Below are 17,190 nucleotides of genomic sequence, written 5' to 3' on the forward strand. Positions count from 1 at the left end.
TGCTCTCTTTTCGTTTTTACATACTTGAACAATTAATGAAAGCAAGACGATATTTCCGTTTTACCCGCTTGTTCTTTGATAGCTTATTGCGCGTTCATCTCGGTGAGCTTATCGCCGACAGGTTTTGAGAAATTAAAACCATCATGCTGATCCCAGTTGATAGACCACGTCATTACCCCTGCATAATTCGGGTAATTGAACGCTGGCTTAACGGTGCCACATGAAGTGCCTTTGGTTAAACAATCTAGTGCGCTGATAATATTCTGTGTCGGAGCCTGCCCTGAATTTGCCGAGCTAGGACCTGAAGGTAAGCCGATTGCGACTTGATCATCACGTAGTGGTGCAAACTGAGTGCCGTCGGCCAATTCAAAGCCTTCTATAAGCATTTTAGATTGCGCTACCATCATATCCACAGAGCCTTCTGGTGCACTGCCTGGCAGATATGGGTTTGGCAAGCCACCGTTGTTATATAGCTGGACGTGAAGTAGGTCGAGCGTGCTGCGTGTCTCGTTTATCACAGGAATGTAAGCTCCCCAAATACCGCTGTAAGCCAAATAGCCGCCTTGAACATAAGGATGCTCAGGTGCCATGGTTAGGTACATGTCGCCACCCATATTTTGCTCTATTTGAAGCAAAGCACGACCAAGGCGAGCTTGAATTTGCGAGCCATGAACCAAGTTAGATCCACTCTCTAAATCCACATCAAGACCATCAAAGCCCCACTCAGCGATAAGACCTGTTAGGCTAGAGACAAAGTTGGCTTCGTCTTGATCGGTATTCAGCGTAATCGTGCCTTCTGCGCCGCCAAGAGAGAGAACAAACTTCTTACCTTTAGCTTGAAGCGCTGCCATGTCCTGCTTGAATTGTGTTGGATCGAGTGCTGGACAATCGCTGTAAATATCGCCTGAATATAGATTAAAGTGCACGGTACCATCACTGTTGCGGTCATTTTCGGCAAAGGCAATATCAATCACATCCCACGCATCAGCCATATCCGCTAGACGAATTGGACAGCCAGCCCCATTTACAAAATTGTGCCAGTAACCGATGAGTTTATGACGTTTCTCTGCTTGCTCAACCACCGTTATTGCTGCTGCGTCAGACAATGCATTGCTTCCTGACAAATCCACAGCTTGGGCGCTTACGGTAAACTGTCCGATTGCGGCTGGTGTCCAGTTCACAGAATAAGGCGCAGTCGTATCTGTGGCGACAACTGCACCATTGACCATGAAATCAACGTGTTTAATGCCTGAGGTTAAAGACGTTGCATTGGCACTTAATGTGAGGTTTTTGCCTAAGCCGACGGTTTGACCGCTACTTGGTGAAGTCAGTGAGACGACCAAATCTTTATCGCTGACTTCCACACCAACCAAGGACTCTGACGTGTTGTTATCATTATCGGTTGCGACGGCTTTAAGCTGGTTAGCGCCAATAAGTGTGGCGTTCCAAGTAACGGAATATGGTGCTTGAGTGATGACCCCTAAGCTGGTGTTGTTCGCAAAAAACTCAACTTGCGTGACTGTGCCATCAGCATCGCTTGCGTTAGCCGTGATTTCGTTATTGCTGCCAGCGAGCACAACTTGTCCATCCGTTGGTGTCGTAATGGCAACTTGCGGTGGTGTCGAACAAGCACCTAGGCCACTCCAAGCATCTTGCCAATATAACCCTTCACCAGGCTCGTAAGCCCATGTCGCATCCGAGGAACACCAACCCGCAACGTCACAACGATATTTTTGGTTGAAGTGAGAAACTAGGTCGCCAACTTGATAACTCGTTCCCGCCGCGTAAGGCACTGCATCTGCACATCCGCCCGTCCCTGTTTCTGAATTACTAACAACAAGCGTTATTTCTTGGCTCATGGTTGAGAGGTTTGTGTCATCAGTCGCTTGTGCTTTAAACGAATGTGTACCAGCACTCGCGGTCCATTGATATTCGTAAGGTACGCTGGTATCAATCGCAACGGATTGATTGTTCACGAAGAACTCAACTTGTGTGACCACACCATCAATATCATCAGCTTGAGCGGCCACCGTGAGGTTCCCACCCACGTTAAGCGCTTCCGTTCCCGATGGGCTTGTCAGTGAAATACTAGGTGGTGGCAACTCGACTTGTGGTTGAACTTGGATAGAAATCGTCGTGGTGGTAACGGCTCCCTCATTATCGGTCGCAATCGCGGTCAATTGCGAGACACCTTCAATAGCGGTCCAAGATGCTTCGAATGGTGCTTGAGTTACCGCAGCAACCGTTTGGTTGCCTGCAACAAACTCAACTTGTGCGATTTGGCCATCTTCGTCGGCTGCGTTGGCTAGCAAGGTGATCGCACTGCCTTCGGGAATTTGTGCGTTGTTTGTTGGAGAGGAGAATGACACTGTTGGCTCTAGGTTGTTGCTTCCACCATCACATTGCCCTAACGCTTTCCATGCCTCCCAAGCCCCTGAATTGGTAACAGGGTCATTGCCTTGCGTCCAATACGCGGCCTCGTAAGCGGCTCCTTGCGTTTTTACTAAAGTGCCCGATGTATAAGTCGCAGTGCTGTCCCAGTCGGGTAGGCTTTGGCAGTTATAGGCTTGAGCTTGGTAGCTGACGCTGAGTGCTGCAACCATCGCTCCGTGAAGTAGAGTGACCTTCATTTTCCTCTCCTTGAGTCATGGATATAAATGAGAACAGAGTAATAACTAGCTGATAAATAGACATAAGGGGGAAAAAGCGAAGCACAATATTCTGCTTTTCGACACAGTATCACGAGGAACTATTCGTTCCTTACACCAAAGCTCATTATTTTTCGGCTCACTTCACGATGGGAGAATCACAAATTCTAGGCGTGTGAAAAAGACAAAAGTCGCCAGGTCTTAGAATGATGAATGTGAGATGTACGTTAAAATTTACAAGCTGAATGACTGTGAATTGTTTCAACTGTCGAGTATTTAACCGGAGTGCTCTTGTTGAATAGTGAATATTGCTATAGTGTACTAGTTAGCTAGTTCAATGATATTTTGTGTGAGTAGTATGACACAGCAAACCTCTTCTCAGCCTCGTGAGCATTTTGGCTCTCGTCTCGGATTCATCTTAGCAGCCGCAGGTGCCGCAGTTGGCCTTGGCAATATTTGGGGCTTTCCAACCCAAGCTGCCAGTAATGGCGGCGGTGCTTTCCTGTTGGTTTATTTGGTGATGATTCTTATCGTCGCATTTCCTATGCTGGTGGTTGAAATGGCGATTGGTCGTCATGGTCAAGCCAACCCGGTGGATAGTATGTGCTCGCTTACCAATCATCCGGTAGGTAAAAAGCTCGGCGGTATTGTGGGCTGGATTGGTTTAAGCGTACCAAGCGCTGTTTTAGCGTTTTACTCTATTGTCGGTGGTTGGTTGATCTGCTTTTTACTGGGTGCAATCACAGATCTAATGGGGTTAGAAGCTGCAACTCAATGGCTAAAGGGCTTTAGCGTTGAACGTAACTTGTTCGGAACTATTACTTTTTATGTGCTAACAATTCTTATCGTACAAGGTGGAGTAAAACAAGGTATTGAGAAGTGGTCAACACGCTTGATGCCAGCATTGTTTGTTCTGTTTGCCCTGCTGTTTGCTTACATCATGACGCAAAACGGTGCGATGGAAGGGCTAAAGCATTACTTGGTACCGGATTTCGAAAAGGTATGGGACCGCAAGTTGATTCTTGCTGCAATGGGGCAAGGCTTCTTCTCGCTTACGATCGGTGGCTGTTCAATGCTGATTTATGGCTCTTACTTGAGTAAGAAAGAGAACCTACCAAAGATGGCGATGAACGTGACCATGGTAGATACTGCCGTTGCTTTCATTGCAGGGTTAGTGGTGATGCCAGCGATGTTTGTTGCGATGCAAAAAGGCGTTCAAATCTATGCTGAAGATGGCTCTCTATTAAGCTCTGATACGTTGGTATTTACCGTATTGCCGTTGATGTTTGATAGCTTAGGTTTGCTTGGTCAATTGTTCTCTATTGTGTTCTTTTTATTGCTGACGATTGCGGCGCTAACGTCTTCAATTTCAATGTTAGAGTGTCCAGTGGCGTTAGTGAGTGAGCGTTTCAACACTAAGCGTAGCGCAACGAGCTGGGTTTTAGGTGGTCTCATCGCCTTGCTCAGTGTGGTGATTGTTTATAACTTTGGCGCTCTGTTTGGTATGGTCGCGACGGTTGCTACTCAGTATCTACAACCAACCGCTGCGCTCTTATTCTGCTTATTTGGTGGTTGGGTATGGAATCGCAACTCAAAAATCAAAGAGCTTGAGCAAGGTTGCCCGGAGTTTACGCAAGGTTGGTTTGGTAAGTTATGGCCTGCGTATGTGAAGTTTGTATGTCCAATTCTTGTGGCTACGGTCATATGGGCTTCATTCGGCTAATCGAAACGTCTATTGGACAAAAGAGAAGGGCTTGATGAGTGATCATCAAGCCCTTTTTCATGTTGGTTATTCCCCGTTTCAGTTACCCGCGGTGATTGCTGCGGGTTAACGGAATTGTCCTGCTTCTGGAAGAAAGTCAAAACCAGCAGAAGCCAGTTTTGCTTCTAGTGCTGTGCGATCGATATCGAAGAAAGCTACCAGTTTATCTAAGTCACCACCGAAGTCGTCGCGTAGCTTCATATTTACAATGCTCATGAGCATGACAGGATCCATGGATTCAAAGTTCGCTAGATTCATTACTTATCCTCAAAATCTGAAATCAGTAGGTTTGCCGCAGCAAATGCCGCTTTTTCACGCACTTCTTTAGGCAAAGACTCATCCGCCGCAACATCGTTCAGCGCTTTAACAGCACATGAAATTGCCTGAGGAATGTAAGCTTGATCGCCACTACCAATTTGAGCATAAAGCTCACGAACCAGTTCACAACAGCCGTATACTTGCATGTTTTCTTTCCACTAAATGATAACTTATCTCAATATACACACAGCAGATTTGAAACTCAAAGTGCAGAGTTGTTTTGGCTCAAGTTGAGGAGTTGCTTGAGCGAGATTTAATCACTGCATTTGTACTTCTAACTGCTGAGTGACTTCTGGTGAAAGCTGAAGTTGTTTTGCCAGTTCTTGCAAATACGCTTTTTCCATGAAGTTTTGCTCATCAGCAACAATCAAAGACGCGAGATAAATTTCTGACGCTTGTTGGGGAGAGGTCGCCTGATTAGCAATTTCAGCAGGATCAAGCGGTTTGTTTAGTTCTTGCTGAACGAGTTGACGTACGTGCTCATCTGCGCCCATATCCGCGAGGGCTTGCTCGATGCGGGCCATTTCCTCTTCATCGACATGGCCATCGGCTTTTGCGGCTCCAATCATTGCTTTTAAAATTAGTACACTGTGTTTGCTGTCATCGGGATCAAAGGTCTCATGAACACCTTGACCGGACTGTTTGGCTTGCCAGTCGTTATAAACTTTGTAGGCTAATGCTCCAAGCGCAGCAGCGCCACCGACTTTTAATGCGCCCGAGCCTATTTTCTTGGTCATTTTTTTACTTTTCTTCGAGCCCATCAGCATACCGATAAGGCCTCCGCCAACGGCACCTGCTCCTAGCGTTTTCAGGCTACTTGAGTTTGATGAGGATTTGATGTTGTTAGTTTGTTTACCTAACGCATCAGCCCCTTGCTTGAGTAAGTCTGATTTGAGTGCTTGGTTTAGAAGACTTTTTAAATCCATAACTGACCTCCTTTAGATGATGAAATCAGTTTAATAGCAAGAAGCTGAACCAAAGATTAACAAAGTGAATAGATCTAAAGGGGAGTAGTAAGGTTGCCCAGTAATAAAAAAGGGCTGACCGAAGCCAACCCTTTCTAATTATTTGAAATTACTTCAAATGCGAACTCGTCGAGCGCTTACTTTAGTTGAGCTTTTACGTGCTCGATAATATCAGTCATTGCGACTGGCGTTTTCTCACCAGTAGCACGGTTCTTGTATTCGAAGTTGCCTTCTTTCATCGAGCGGTCACCGATAATAATGGTATGCGGTACACCAATAAGCTCCATATCAGAGAACATTACACCTGGGCGTTCTTTACGATCATCAAATAGTACTTCGATGCCCATTGCCGTTAGCTCAGCGTACAACTTCTCAGCGGCTTCTTTTACTTCTTCTGACTTGTGCATGTTCATTGGAACGATCGCAACCTGGAATGGTGCGATTGCATCTGGCCAGATGATGCCGTATTTGTCATGGTTTTGCTCAATAGCAGCCGCTACGACGCGAGTGATGCCGATGCCGTAACAGCCCATTTCTAGGATGACGTTCTTACCATCAGGACCAAGTACACCACAGTTCATCGCTGCGGAGTAAGCGTTGCCAAGTTGGAAGATATGGCCAACTTCGATACCACGCTTAAGCTGGATAATGCCTTTACCACATGGGCTTGGATCGCCTTCAACCACGTTGCGTAGGTCTTCAACTTGACCAAGCTCTGCGTCACGACCCCAGTTAATGCCGAAGTAGTGTTTGCCATCGATGTTCGCACCCGCACCGAAATCACTCATTACTGCTACGCTGCGGTCAACGATGAACGGCAGTTTAAGACCAACAGGGCCTAGTGAACCAGGACCAGCACCGATAAGCTCACGAATTTCTTCTTCAGATGCCATCTCTAGTGGAGCTGCAACTTGAGGAAGGTTCTCTGCTTTCACTTCGTTCAGCTCATGATCGCCACGAATGATAAGCGCGATGATTGGTGCATCAACTTCGTCAGACGCTTTCACAAACAAAGTTTTCACTGTTTTTTCAATTGGCAGCTCGAACTGTTCAACCAATTCAGCGATTGTTTTTGCGTTTGGCGTATCTACCAACGTCATTTCTTGCGTTGGTGCCGCTGCTTCAGAGGCTGGAGCTAGTGCTTCTGCTTTTTCAATATTTGCCGCGTAATCTGACTCGCTAGAGAATGCGATGATGTCTTCGCCACTTTCAGCCAGTACGTGGAACTCTTGAGAGCCGCTACCACCGATAGCACCGCTATCTGCTAGTACAGGACGGTAATCCAGGCCCATGCGATCGAATGCTTTGCAGTAAGCATCGTGCATTGCGTCGTATGACTTTTGTAGGCCGTCTTTATCAATGTCAAAGCTGTACGCATCCATCATTGAGAATTCACGTGAACGCATTACACCGAAGCGTGGACGACGTTCGTCACGGAATTTGGTTTGGATTTGGTACAGGTTTAGCGGAAGCTGTTTGTAAGAGCTCACTTCATTGCGAACAAGGCTAGTGATCACTTCTTCAGCGGTTGGGCTAAGTACAAACGGACGAACATGACGGTCAGTAAAGCGAAGTAGCTCAGGACCCATCTTTTCGCTGCGGCCTGTCTCTTCCCATAGTTCAAACGGCTGAACAACGGGCATCAAAGTTTCGACTGCACCTGCATTGTCGATTTCTTGACGAACGATGTTTTCGACTTTACGCAGTACACGTAGACCAGTAGGTAGCCAGGTGTATAGACCTGAAGCCAGCTTACGGATCATACCTGCACGTAGCATGAGCTGGTGGCTCACTACTTCTGCGTCGTTTGGAGTCTCCTTCAGAGTAGAAAGAAGATAATTACTGGTACGCATTAAATTTATCCGTTTATTTAAGTTAGATACTCAAGCTTGAATAAGCTGGAGTATAGGAGTTCCCGAAAGGGAAATTTATTAGCCGCCTATAATATCAGCCAATTGCGTTTGTCAAAAGCTTTCAATAGCGGTAACCGTTATTAAGTTGCTTGTTGCTGTGAACTTTACGTTCAAGTCGAACAAATTTACCGCATATTCTTTGTCGTCCGGCTTGTTTTTCTTGTATGCAGGACGAGGATCTTGGGCCAGAACTTGTTCAATGACTGATCTTACATAGTCAGTATCGGATCGATTTTCTATCGTTGCTAATGCTTGAGCAGAAAAGTTGACTTGTGACTTTTCTGGTTCTTGGTCTGCGTATCCGCCTTGTGCTTCTGGAATAGAGTCCGAATAGGGGATATAGGGCTTAATGTCCACAATCGGTGTGCCATCCACGAGATCAACACTGCCTAGATCAAGATAGATTTGATCGCCTTGCTTAGTGACTCCTTTCACTTCAACGGCTGACATTCCGATTCCGTTTGGGCGGAAAGTCGAGCGTGAGGCAAAGACACCTATTCGTTCATTGCCGCCCAGTCGTGGTGGACGGACGGTTGGCTTCCAACCTGCTTCCAGATTTTGATCAAACAAAAATAACAGCCAAACGTGAGAGAACTGTTCTAGCCCACGCACTGCTTCAGGGCTATTCGCTGCGCCTAACAGTTTTACGCGTGCTTTCGCTGTTGGTACTAAGCGAGGCTGGCGCGGTACTGCAAACTTTTCTTTGTACGGTGTCTCAATGACGCCGATGGGTTCAATGGAATACATGGTGGACATCTTTAAGAATTCATTGAGATGAAAAGTATCACAAATTTCTCTTGCTTTTCTTGTTGATAATGATTATTAATTAAAATGTTATAACATAACATTTTAATTGAGAGGAAAAGTATTATGAAACCAGGAATCCACCCTGAATATCGTCCAGTGGTGTTCCACGACACCAGCGTAGATGAATACTTCGTTGTTGGTTCTACGTTGAAAACAGAGAGAACCATCGAATGGAAAGATGGCAAAACCTACCCTTACTTTACGTTAGATGTGTCGTCAGCATCCCATCCGTACTACACCGGTAAACAGCGAGTGGTTCAAACAGAAGGTCGTATTGCGAACTTCAACCGTCGTTTTGGTCAATTTAAGAGCGAAAAGGAATAAATCATGAAGGTAGTAAAATCATTAAAAAGTGCAAAAAGTCGTCATCCGGATTGCCAGGTCGTAAAACGAAGAGGGCGTCTATATGTCATTTGTAAGGCGAATCCGAGGTTTAAAGCAGTGCAGAAGTAATCGTTCTGCATATTTCTGGCTTATGGTTTTGTTTAATTGATAATTTTGACTTAACTGTTTTATATGGATGAAATATCTACATTTTTGTTTATTATTGGTTATAAAACTCTCTAATGGTCACAGTTTGTAACATTTAGGGCTTTTCTTTAACCTTCTACTCAAGTACCCTTCGCTCGCTTTTTTGACATTTTTGTCACATTTGCACAGGAATAAAAACAAGGAGGGAACAGATGAGTTCATCTGATTCAATTAAACAAAACTCGCCTAAGAAGCCGCTGTTTACGCGCTTTTTGGATACTGTCGAATATTTGGGGAACTTATTACCTCACCCGATCACACTATTTGCCATTTTCTGTTTAGCCATTCTGGTGATGTCGGGCATTGCAGGATACTTCGAAGTTTCCGTTGTAGACCCTCGTCCTGAGGGCGCAAAAGGTCGTGCCGCAGATGGCATGATTCATGTCGTCAGCTTACTTAACGCTGATGGACTCGAACTTATCGTTACCAATTTAGTGAAAAACTTTGTTGGCTTTGCGCCTTTAGGCACGGTTTTGGTTGCGATGTTGGGTGTTGCTATTGCCGAGTACTCTGGTTTGCTATCTGCAGCTATGCGTGGCTTGGTCATGGGCGCATCTCAACGCATGGTAACAGTGACTGTTGTTTTCGCTGGTATCATTTCAAATACGGCATCAGAGCTGGGGTATGTGGTACTTATTCCACTGGCAGCAATGCTGTTCCATTCTCTAGGTCGTCACCCACTTGCAGGCCTTGCTGCGGCATTCGCTGGTGTATCTGGTGGTTATTCAGCAAACCTACTTATCGGTACGGTTGACCCGCTACTGTCAGGTATTACTGAAACAGCAGCGCAAATGATTGACCCAACTTACACTGTTGGTCCAGAAGTTAACTGGTACTTCATGTTTGTTTCGACGTTCTTCATTGCAATCACTGGTGCGTTTGTTACTGAAAAAATTGTTGAGCCAAAGCTTGGCAAATACAGTGAAGAAGAAGCCTCAAAAGATTTGTCGAACGACAAAATGGGCGGCTTAACAGACATTGAGAAGAAAGGTCTAAAACTAGCAGGTGTTGCTGTACTGGTTGTTTCCGCGTTGCTTGCTTGGACGGTTGTTCCAGCTGACGGCATCTTACGTTCTGATGCAGGTACAATTGCAGGTTCTCCATTCCTGAAAAGTATCGTGGCATTCATCTTTGTGTTCTTTGCTATCCCAGGCTTTGTGTTTGGTAAAGTTGTTGGCACGATGAAGACGGATCGCGATGTAATTGATGCAATGGCGAAATCGATGTCTTCTATGGGCATGTACATTGTATTAGTTTTCTTTGCTGCTCAGTTCGTTGCTTTCTTTAAATGGACTAACTTCGGTCAGGTATTCGCAGTTGCTGGCGCTAGCTTCTTGCAAGAAATTGGCTTAACTGGCCCAATGTTGTTCTTTGCCTTCATCCTCATGTGTGGCTTTATCAACCTAATGATTGGTTCGGCATCGGCACAGTGGGCAGTGACGGCACCGATTTTTGTTCCTATGTTGATGCTTGTTGGTTATGCACCGGAAACGATTCAGGCTGCTTACCGAATTGGTGACTCGACGACAAACATTATTACTCCAATGATGAGCTACTTTGGTTTGATTCTTGCCGTAGCAACTCGTTACATGAAGAACTTAGGTATCGGTACGCTGATCGCGACCATGCTACCTTACTCAATCTGCTTCATTGTCGGTTGGAGTGTGTTGTTCTATCTATGGGTATTCGTATTTGGTTTACCAGTAGGCCCTGGCGCAGCAACATACTACACACCGTAAAAAACGGTTACCTCACACAGCTCCATTACAAAAGCCTGCGAACGTCGCAGGCTTTTTTTATCGATCCAGATTGTGTGCACGCAGGCTTGCTTGGCTATCGATGTCGTTTTATAGCTGAAAACGCATCAACAAAGGGCGATAAAAGTGCTGAGTGAGCCAGCACAAGCTTTGCCAAATTACGCGTTTGTACCAAGGTAAGTGCGCAATATAAACATAGCTAAATTCAATTTCTGGCAGGGCTTTTCGGTTGCGTTTAAAAGCTGGAGCCCCTGAGCTCATATTAAAGCGACGCTGGCATATCATTGCGTGGCGGATGGTATAAGCAGATATTCTTCTATACAGCGCAAAACTCTGCGGCTTATTGGTATCGTAGCCAAAAATTGGGCAAGTCATGTCGTTATCAATTTCTACTATGCCTAACGTAGCCAGCATCTCTCCTTGATAAAATAGTCCCACTAAATGCACTAAGTTATTCTGGCTAGCCTGTTTTAAATATTGGGTTGAAAACTGGATGTTATTCCGGCTGTATTTATCAAGGTAAAGCATGTCATATAACGCTTTGGCACGCTGAAACTCTTCATCAGTAGCCAGTGGCTTAAACTGCCAATCTTTATCATTAAACAGCTTGAAGTCTTTCGTTAAATCTCGGTTGAAGCTGAATGCTTGCCAATCCTCAAGTAAATACACTTGTCGCGTTACTAAGCTTTGCCATTGTTGCTGTTCTAATCGCTGAATTAAGTGTGAGTGCTGAAGTTGGTTGAGGGAGCGAAGCACCAAGGGAAAGGTGGGGTATTGATCGAGTGCCACGCGACGCAGTTCATCAAGGTTTAAGGATTCCCATTGTTCGCTATACATATTGGTGGACAAGCACTGATTGTTGAGCGTTTGGACTTGATTCAATCCAGCCAATGATAAGATTGGTTTAGTCATATTAATAAGTAGCTTACATATCCATCGTACAGCCACATTTTGGACTTTGTGAAGCTCTTCTTCGGCGTAGCCACTAAGCAGTGTCATAGGGGACACGGCATAACAGTTGTTTGGTATTTTTGGTGTTACGGAGTAGGGAATGGCAACATCATCGATATAGTAGCAACCAAAGCTTGCTGTGCATTCATCAATAGGATTCGACTGCATAAGAGTGATAAAGGTTTGATGCCATTCTTGAGAGGAAAGTGTCATGATCGCAACGCTTCTCCATTCCACTCAATATCAACGGTAGAAGCGGCGCTCCATTTTGCCTTGTTCTGCCTAGCTAACCGGAGTAATTCAAACACACTCCGGATTTGGCTCCCGACCGGTAAGTTATGCTGTTGCATAACATTCACTCCAGACCACCAATCTTGCCAAGTTCGAGCCTTGAACAGGGATAACCCACCTTCAGCGATGAGTGTTATTGGCCCTAAATGATGCAATCGCTGTTTGGAAGGACTGGTAAACTCCATATTAGGAAGCAGTTGATTGCATCGAGACGAGAGTAGGTGCAAACCACTGGTGGCTCTTGGGTTACATTCAATCACGTAGAGTTCATTTTGTGATTTGATGAAGTCAAACGACACTTGCCCATGATAAGTATGACGTTTACCAAAAGCGGCGATAAATGTATCTAGTCGTTCGCATGAGAGCGGCTGAAAAGCACTGGCGGCCGAGCCGTTTACACAGTATTTCGGCACATAAGCTTGGTGTGCTTTAAGGTCACCATGTTCAAAAATCGCATAGTTACACACCGGAGTCCCATGGATTTTTTGTTGCTGAACCCAAGGGAAAAGGGGTGATATCGTGGCGGCAGAAATAGACTGAGTTGTCACATCTCTTATTACTTGCCCGCCAAACCGAGAGTAAACTGGCTTTAGAACGGTTCTCTTATTAATTTCAATCTCACTTTTATCAGCGACCAAACGAGTTTTTGGAAGTGTAATTTCTGGCAAGCCTTTAAGTTGTTCAAAGACGGTCAACTTGTTGTGTAGGGCATTGAGCAGCGCCACATCGGGAAGAAAAAAATCTACTTCTGGACATTGTTTGGCAACATGAGCCAAGTAATACACTTCTTCACAAGTGGGTATCACCATATCAATACGCATCTGAGTAATGATTTTTAGGATCTGCTGTTGATAGGTGGGAAACGCAAATCGAGGTGAAGCGGTGGGTATATAAGACTCGATGCCTCGCAAAAATGATCCCAGAGGCTTTTTTAGCGAATCGGTGAGAATTACTTCATGGCCATGATGCATACACATGGTTGCCCACTCTAGTGCAACTGGTGCTCGGGCTCCGGTGATTAAGACCCGCATATGTTCACCACACGTCGTTGTTTATTCATTGGCGTCCAAATAGGCGCAGGGCGGTAACTAAATCTGACAGGATCAAGCCGTAATTGGTCAAACAACTTTATCAAGGCTTGATGTATAACCCTATGGTGGTGAACATCCGCTTCAATTTGAATGGTTTGTGACCCTGTTTGGGTGATTCGGTAATCCACGCGACCTTGGGCAGATAGTGTTATAGCGCGGTAGATGAGATCTGGTAACACCGTCACTGGGACGTGGTTTGAGTTTAGCGTGAGGCGATCACCACATCGTCCGGCAATTGCGCCAAGAGGTTCAAATACGCCATTATCCTGTTTATTCTCAATAATATCGTCGAGCTGATAACGAATAATTGGCTGAGTTTTACGACGAAAATCGGTAATGATTGGGCTGTAATGAGTACGTTCGGTATTCAGCCAATGTTTTTCGATGTAAACAACATCTTGATTCCAGCGCATTTGTCCATGCTGATCAGTACATGCAAGAAAACCTTCAGTACATTGATAGACTTCATGGAGTTCGCTGTCGAACCGTTGAGAAATATAGTGACGGTCACTCTCGGTTAGAACCTCTGCCCCAGAAATGATCTGCTGTGGTTGAATTGCGGGTTGACCAAATTGACCGCTGAACTGGGCGCAGAGCTGAAGAGCTTGCGCACTACCAACCAAAAGCGTGGGTTGGAACTCATCCAGCTCTTTTATCCATTCTTGGTAAGGTTTGGTTAAATCGGCATAAAAGAATGTGACAGGCCCTTTCGCGACGGATTTATACAGTGGGCTGTTGGCTCGCAAGGCTAGTGCAATTCGGTGCTTTTGCCATAGGTTGGGCAAAAGGCGAGCCAATATATTGCCGGCCCACAGTTGTGTTTCCTGCTTGTCAGCAAGAAACAGCCCGCGCATGCCTGATGTGCCCGAAGAAAGCCCAACCGTAACATCACCAACTTTCGAAGCGGCAAAGTTGCGTGACTGCTCTGCTTTGAGTGCCTGCTGCATTAACTGTTCAGCATCTAAGCCCTTCGTATTTAACTCTGAGAGGTTCTCCATCATAGTTTGCTTATTCATGATAGGGAAATCACTGAGTGGTGCACCTTTAAAAGAGCGGTAATACGGTGAATGACGGCATACCCAATCCAGATGTTGCGTTAAATGATGTTGCTGCCACGTTTCGACTTGTTCCCTTGAGCCGAAAGGGCGGTAGCGGGTTCGCCAGAATTCTGAGATAAGCGTTCTCACTTCATCCATCCTTCTTTGATTAGCTGCTGGATAGTTTCCTGACAATGTGAAGGTACGAAGCGAACAACGTGGTGGGTTTGTTGGTAGCAACTTCTCAACTCGGAGAGGGTGTTTTTATAGGCTTTTGTATCATCGCAAAGCATGTTTGCCAGCCAATGCTGATCGATATTTTCACTCAAGCTCTCGATTAACCAGCATGCATCGGCGAGTAAGAACAGCCAACTTTGGTCTCTTTTAACCAGCAAGCCCACTTGGCCAGCTGCATGGCCTGGCAAGCTAACCATATAAATAAGTCCATCGTCGAACATGTCTTTACAGAGCAAGTTAACCCCTTGGCACTGAGGAAGAATTTGGCTGATTGGCACAGAAAAATCACCATGAATGATGAAGTTAGATTCAAGCTGTGGAGGGAGTAAAGCTTTTAGGTAGCCTTTTCTTACGCCTCCAATTCGACCACTTTTAGTAATTGCATCCACCCCTTTTTGTTGGCAATGCAATTGAGAGTGGGAAAACTCAGACACGGCAGCAATGTGATCGGCATGGAAGTGGGAGAGCACTAAATGCTCAATATCATGAGGTTTGAGATTTTCTTTTGCTAACTGCGCAACAATCCCATGTTCTTGTTGATAGCGGCAAGGTGTTGTCCAAGCATAAAAGCGTTCAGGGAAGGGACGAGTCGCGCTAAAAAAGTGCTCGTGATATCCCGTATCAAACAGGATGTTGCCTTGTGTCGGGTGCTGAATTAACGCAACGGCTGCCGGAAATGCTCTAGGCTTAATACCAGAACCTGGTTTGACAACAAAGCCTGGGTGTACGCAGTGTCCAGCCTCAAAGATTTTTATTTTTAGACCAGTTTGCATACTGCTGTATTCCTTCTTGAATTGAAAAAAGCGGTTGGTAATTCAGGTTTTTTATCGCCTTGCTGATATCCAGAGTTTGATGATAGTTAAACAATCCTGCGCTGTATGAAGTGAGCCTTGGCTCTGGCTGATGTGGTAAGCGCCTTCGTATTTGCTCACTGAGCTTTAATAATGGTGATACCACACCGTATGGTAGTGATTGTAACGTTACTTTTAGGTTCAACCCCACACATAAAGCTTGCAGTACAGTCTCAATTGGCATTGGTTCGTTGTTGGAAATATTGAAGACATCACCATGCTGAAGCCGGTCTGCCTGAGTGCAAGCGAGCATCGCCGCATGGGCAACGTTGTCGACATAAGTTAGATCAACCACTGGGTTTCTACCCGATGGCAGAAGCAGAGTGTTGTTTTTTATCGCCTTAAGCACTCTTGGGATAATCGCGCGATCGTTGGGACCAAAAATGCCACGCGGTCTTAAAATGATCGCTTTGCTTTGGCCTTTTATGGCTTCAAGTTCAGATAGGTATTTGGTGTGTGCGTAATCATTACACCAGTGTGAAGCAATGGCGTCGGTTTCTCGAATATTCCAACGGTCTTGATGGTCAAAGTAGACGCTGGTGGAGGAAATATGGATAAAACGCGAGATTTGATGCGTATTAGCCGCATTGACGAGGTTTTTGGTGGCATCTACATTGGCTTGATAAAACGCCTGCCACTTTCCCCATGGGCTTGAGAGAGCGGCACAATGGATGATTGCATCCATACCTTGGCATACCGCATGAACTGCTGAGTGGTCTCTTAAATCGACTATATGTGGGATAACATCGAATTGCTCGGCGAGTTGTTTAGCGATGACTGTGTTTCGTGCTGTAAAATGCAGTTCATGCTGCTGGTGAAACATTCTTAGAATTGCGCTACCCAACATCCCACTGCCGCCAGTGACTAATATCTTCATAGTTTTAGCACTCCCATACCTAGTGACAACCCTGCGGCGGTGCCAGCTAATAACACATGTTTTCCTGCTGTTTCTGGCTGATTACGCAGCCAGTGTAAGTTAATTGGGAGTGAGGCGGCGACTTGGTTTCCCAAAGTCGAAAAGTGATTAACTGTTTTCTCGGTTGGTAACCCGGTGAGTGATGGAAGTTTTTTTAATCCGTGCGCACTGGCTTGATGCGGAAGAAAGTAATCAATATCGCTGAGTGTTACCGGAGAGGCGTCAAAGCCTTTTTTTAGAAACGCCGGTAAGGTTTTACGCACATGTTTAAAGAGTGCTTTGCCCTCCATCTCAAACTGGCAGCTTTTTAAATAAGCTTGATGCTCTGAGGTGTGAGGGTTGACATGACTACCTCCGCCCTTAATTTGACAAAATGAATACCCGGTATGATGCGTTTCAAAGTGACTGGTGAGTAATCCATCACCGTTTTGTTCTTCGAGCAAAAACGCGGCGGCACCGTCGGCGAATAAGGTTGCAACTTCTGGTTTGAGCGTAAAATTTCGATTCAGTGTGATGCCAGTGGCGAGCTCACTGGTAACAATGAGAATCCGACGGTATCGTTTTGCGAAGAATAGACTCTGAGCAAGATCAAGCGCAGAAAGAAATGATAAACAGGTGCTGTTCAAATCAAAACTGTCTAGCCATGTTGGAGCGTCTAACGCGGCGAGAACCGCTGAGGCGTCGTAGGGCAGAGACTGGTGGTGAGTGCCACTGGCGTAGATAAGGAGATCAACGGAGCTCAGGGTATGTATGTTTCCTAAACACTGCTTTATCGCCTGCACCGCCATGTAAATAGCGGTTTCTTTTGTATTGGCTACATGACGATATTCAACGTCGAATTTATTTCGGCAGGTCCCTGGCGCCAATTTTAGGAAGCGATCCATCTCTCGATCTGACCATTGATTCGTTGGCAGGTAGCTTCCACTAGAAACGATGTTAAAGCCCATTATTCTCTATACATTTATTAAAAACGTCGTTCAAAATAAACCACGTTGCATATTGAAGCTATGGCGAGCGAGATGAAAAATAAACAGAACAAAACAAATGGGAGTAAGAGCACGCTTTGGGTGCAATGCTGAAAATGAATTTTCAGGAATGAGCCAGGCTTTGATTTG

General features: G+C 45.5%; 16 protein-coding genes. 4 read left to right on the top strand and 12 right to left on the bottom strand.

The window, feature by feature from the left end; all coding sequences use genetic code 11:
* Positions 1–83: 83 nt before the first annotated feature.
* On the bottom strand, positions 84–2,630 hold the full coding sequence (locus L3V27_RS18690; protein ID WP_237312500.1) for an Ig-like domain-containing protein: 2,547 nt from the start codon (positions 2,628–2,630) through the stop codon (positions 84–86).
* A gap of 376 nt (positions 2,631–3,006) precedes the next feature.
* Between L3V27_RS18690 and L3V27_RS18695 the strand changes: the two genes are divergently transcribed.
* Positions 3,007–4,371: a sodium-dependent transporter gene (locus L3V27_RS18695; protein ID WP_237312502.1), complete on the top strand. Its 1,365-nt coding sequence runs from the start codon at positions 3,007–3,009 to the stop codon at positions 4,369–4,371.
* A 105-nt stretch (positions 4,372–4,476) separates the two neighbouring features.
* Here the strand turns inward: L3V27_RS18695 and L3V27_RS18700 are convergent, their stop codons facing one another.
* The 5 genes from L3V27_RS18700 to tsaA all read right to left on the bottom strand — a co-directional run bounded on the left by L3V27_RS18700 (position 4,477) and on the right by tsaA (position 8,353).
* Complete coding sequence (locus L3V27_RS18700; RefSeq protein ID WP_012841490.1) at positions 4,477–4,668, bottom strand: DUF4250 domain-containing protein; 192 nt, start codon at positions 4,666–4,668, stop codon at positions 4,477–4,479.
* Positions 4,668–4,874 (bottom strand): YaeP family protein, encoded by a 207-nt coding sequence (locus L3V27_RS18705; protein WP_005391765.1) that lies wholly within the window; start codon positions 4,872–4,874, stop codon positions 4,668–4,670. The genes L3V27_RS18700 and L3V27_RS18705 overlap by 1 nt, the downstream gene beginning before the upstream one ends.
* Before the next feature lie 111 nt (positions 4,875–4,985).
* Positions 4,986–5,654 (bottom strand): tellurite resistance TerB family protein, encoded by a 669-nt coding sequence (locus L3V27_RS18710; protein WP_046874978.1) that lies wholly within the window; start codon positions 5,652–5,654, stop codon positions 4,986–4,988.
* Positions 5,655–5,830: 176 nt separating this feature from the next.
* Positions 5,831–7,546, bottom strand: a complete 1,716-nt coding sequence (locus L3V27_RS18715) for a proline--tRNA ligase (protein WP_237312504.1) — start codon at positions 7,544–7,546, stop codon at positions 5,831–5,833.
* Between the two features lie 111 nt (positions 7,547–7,657).
* On the bottom strand, positions 7,658–8,353 hold the full coding sequence (tsaA, locus tag L3V27_RS18720) for a tRNA (N6-threonylcarbamoyladenosine(37)-N6)-methyltransferase TrmO (RefSeq protein ID WP_109169598.1): 696 nt from the start codon (positions 8,351–8,353) through the stop codon (positions 7,658–7,660).
* Positions 8,354–8,476: 123 nt separating this feature from the next.
* Between tsaA and L3V27_RS18725 the strand changes: the two genes are divergently transcribed.
* From L3V27_RS18725 to L3V27_RS18735, 3 genes are all read left to right on the top strand, one after another.
* Complete coding sequence (locus L3V27_RS18725; RefSeq protein WP_012841491.1) at positions 8,477–8,737, top strand: type B 50S ribosomal protein L31; 261 nt, start codon at positions 8,477–8,479, stop codon at positions 8,735–8,737.
* A gap of 3 nt (positions 8,738–8,740) precedes the next feature.
* Complete coding sequence (ykgO, locus tag L3V27_RS18730; RefSeq protein WP_074191703.1) at positions 8,741–8,866, top strand: type B 50S ribosomal protein L36; 126 nt, start codon at positions 8,741–8,743, stop codon at positions 8,864–8,866.
* Between the two features lie 230 nt (positions 8,867–9,096).
* Positions 9,097–10,683 (top strand): AbgT family transporter, encoded by a 1,587-nt coding sequence (locus L3V27_RS18735; protein WP_237312506.1) that lies wholly within the window; start codon positions 9,097–9,099, stop codon positions 10,681–10,683.
* A 108-nt stretch (positions 10,684–10,791) separates the two neighbouring features.
* Here the strand turns inward: L3V27_RS18735 and L3V27_RS18740 are convergent, their stop codons facing one another.
* The 6 genes from L3V27_RS18740 to L3V27_RS18765 are packed head-to-tail and all read right to left on the bottom strand — an operon-like array spanning position 10,792 to position 17,022.
* Positions 10,792–11,865 (bottom strand): hypothetical protein, encoded by a 1,074-nt coding sequence (locus L3V27_RS18740; RefSeq protein WP_237312507.1) that lies wholly within the window; start codon positions 11,863–11,865, stop codon positions 10,792–10,794.
* Positions 11,862–12,974 carry an ATP-grasp domain-containing protein gene (locus L3V27_RS18745; protein ID WP_237312509.1) on the bottom strand — a complete coding sequence of 371 codons (1,113 nt, stop codon included), beginning with the start codon at positions 12,972–12,974 and terminating at the stop codon, positions 11,862–11,864. The genes L3V27_RS18740 and L3V27_RS18745 overlap by 4 nt, the downstream gene beginning before the upstream one ends.
* On the bottom strand, positions 12,962–14,230 hold the full coding sequence (locus L3V27_RS18750; RefSeq protein ID WP_237312510.1) for a F390 synthetase-related protein: 1,269 nt from the start codon (positions 14,228–14,230) through the stop codon (positions 12,962–12,964). The genes L3V27_RS18745 and L3V27_RS18750 overlap by 13 nt, the downstream gene beginning before the upstream one ends.
* Complete coding sequence (locus L3V27_RS18755) at positions 14,218–15,081, bottom strand: MBL fold metallo-hydrolase (RefSeq protein ID WP_109169604.1); 864 nt, start codon at positions 15,079–15,081, stop codon at positions 14,218–14,220. The genes L3V27_RS18750 and L3V27_RS18755 overlap by 13 nt, the downstream gene beginning before the upstream one ends.
* On the bottom strand, positions 15,050–16,036 hold the full coding sequence (locus tag L3V27_RS18760; protein ID WP_109169605.1) for an NAD(P)-dependent oxidoreductase: 987 nt from the start codon (positions 16,034–16,036) through the stop codon (positions 15,050–15,052). The genes L3V27_RS18755 and L3V27_RS18760 overlap by 32 nt, the downstream gene beginning before the upstream one ends.
* On the bottom strand, positions 16,033–17,022 hold the full coding sequence (locus L3V27_RS18765; protein WP_237312511.1) for a ketoacyl-ACP synthase III: 990 nt from the start codon (positions 17,020–17,022) through the stop codon (positions 16,033–16,035). The genes L3V27_RS18760 and L3V27_RS18765 overlap by 4 nt, the downstream gene beginning before the upstream one ends.
* Positions 17,023–17,190 lie beyond the last annotated feature (168 nt).

The sequence above is a fragment of the Vibrio sp. J2-3(2022) genome (assembly GCF_021725735.1).
Classification (GTDB): Bacteria; Pseudomonadota; Gammaproteobacteria; order Enterobacterales; family Vibrionaceae; genus Vibrio; species Vibrio diabolicus.

Excerpts from the sequence above, each read along its gene's own strand:
- L3V27_RS18690 (WP_237312500.1), bottom strand. The coding sequence starts at position 2,630 with ATGAAGGTCACTCTACTTCACGGAGCGATGGTTGCAGCACTCAGCGTC.
- L3V27_RS18695 (WP_237312502.1), top strand. The coding sequence starts at position 3,007 with ATGACACAGCAAACCTCTTCTCAGCCTCGTGAGCATTTTGGCTCTCGT.
- L3V27_RS18700 (WP_012841490.1), bottom strand. The coding sequence starts at position 4,668 with ATGAATCTAGCGAACTTTGAATCCATGGATCCTGTCATGCTCATGAGC.
- L3V27_RS18705 (WP_005391765.1), bottom strand. The coding sequence starts at position 4,874 with ATGCAAGTATACGGCTGTTGTGAACTGGTTCGTGAGCTTTATGCTCAA.
- L3V27_RS18710 (WP_046874978.1), bottom strand. The coding sequence starts at position 5,654 with ATGGATTTAAAAAGTCTTCTAAACCAAGCACTCAAATCAGACTTACTC.
- L3V27_RS18715 (WP_237312504.1), bottom strand. The coding sequence starts at position 7,546 with ATGCGTACCAGTAATTATCTTCTTTCTACTCTGAAGGAGACTCCAAAC.
- tsaA (WP_109169598.1), bottom strand. The coding sequence starts at position 8,353 with ATGTATTCCATTGAACCCATCGGCGTCATTGAGACACCGTACAAAGAA.
- L3V27_RS18725 (WP_012841491.1), top strand. The coding sequence starts at position 8,477 with ATGAAACCAGGAATCCACCCTGAATATCGTCCAGTGGTGTTCCACGAC.
- ykgO (WP_074191703.1), top strand. The coding sequence starts at position 8,741 with ATGAAGGTAGTAAAATCATTAAAAAGTGCAAAAAGTCGTCATCCGGAT.
- L3V27_RS18735 (WP_237312506.1), top strand. The coding sequence starts at position 9,097 with ATGAGTTCATCTGATTCAATTAAACAAAACTCGCCTAAGAAGCCGCTG.
- L3V27_RS18740 (WP_237312507.1), bottom strand. The coding sequence starts at position 11,865 with ATGACACTTTCCTCTCAAGAATGGCATCAAACCTTTATCACTCTTATG.
- L3V27_RS18745 (WP_237312509.1), bottom strand. The coding sequence starts at position 12,974 with ATGCGGGTCTTAATCACCGGAGCCCGAGCACCAGTTGCACTAGAGTGG.
- L3V27_RS18750 (WP_237312510.1), bottom strand. The coding sequence starts at position 14,230 with ATGGATGAAGTGAGAACGCTTATCTCAGAATTCTGGCGAACCCGCTAC.
- L3V27_RS18755 (WP_109169604.1), bottom strand. The coding sequence starts at position 15,081 with ATGCAAACTGGTCTAAAAATAAAAATCTTTGAGGCTGGACACTGCGTA.
- L3V27_RS18760 (WP_109169605.1), bottom strand. The coding sequence starts at position 16,036 with ATGAAGATATTAGTCACTGGCGGCAGTGGGATGTTGGGTAGCGCAATT.
- L3V27_RS18765 (WP_237312511.1), bottom strand. The coding sequence starts at position 17,022 with ATGGGCTTTAACATCGTTTCTAGTGGAAGCTACCTGCCAACGAATCAA.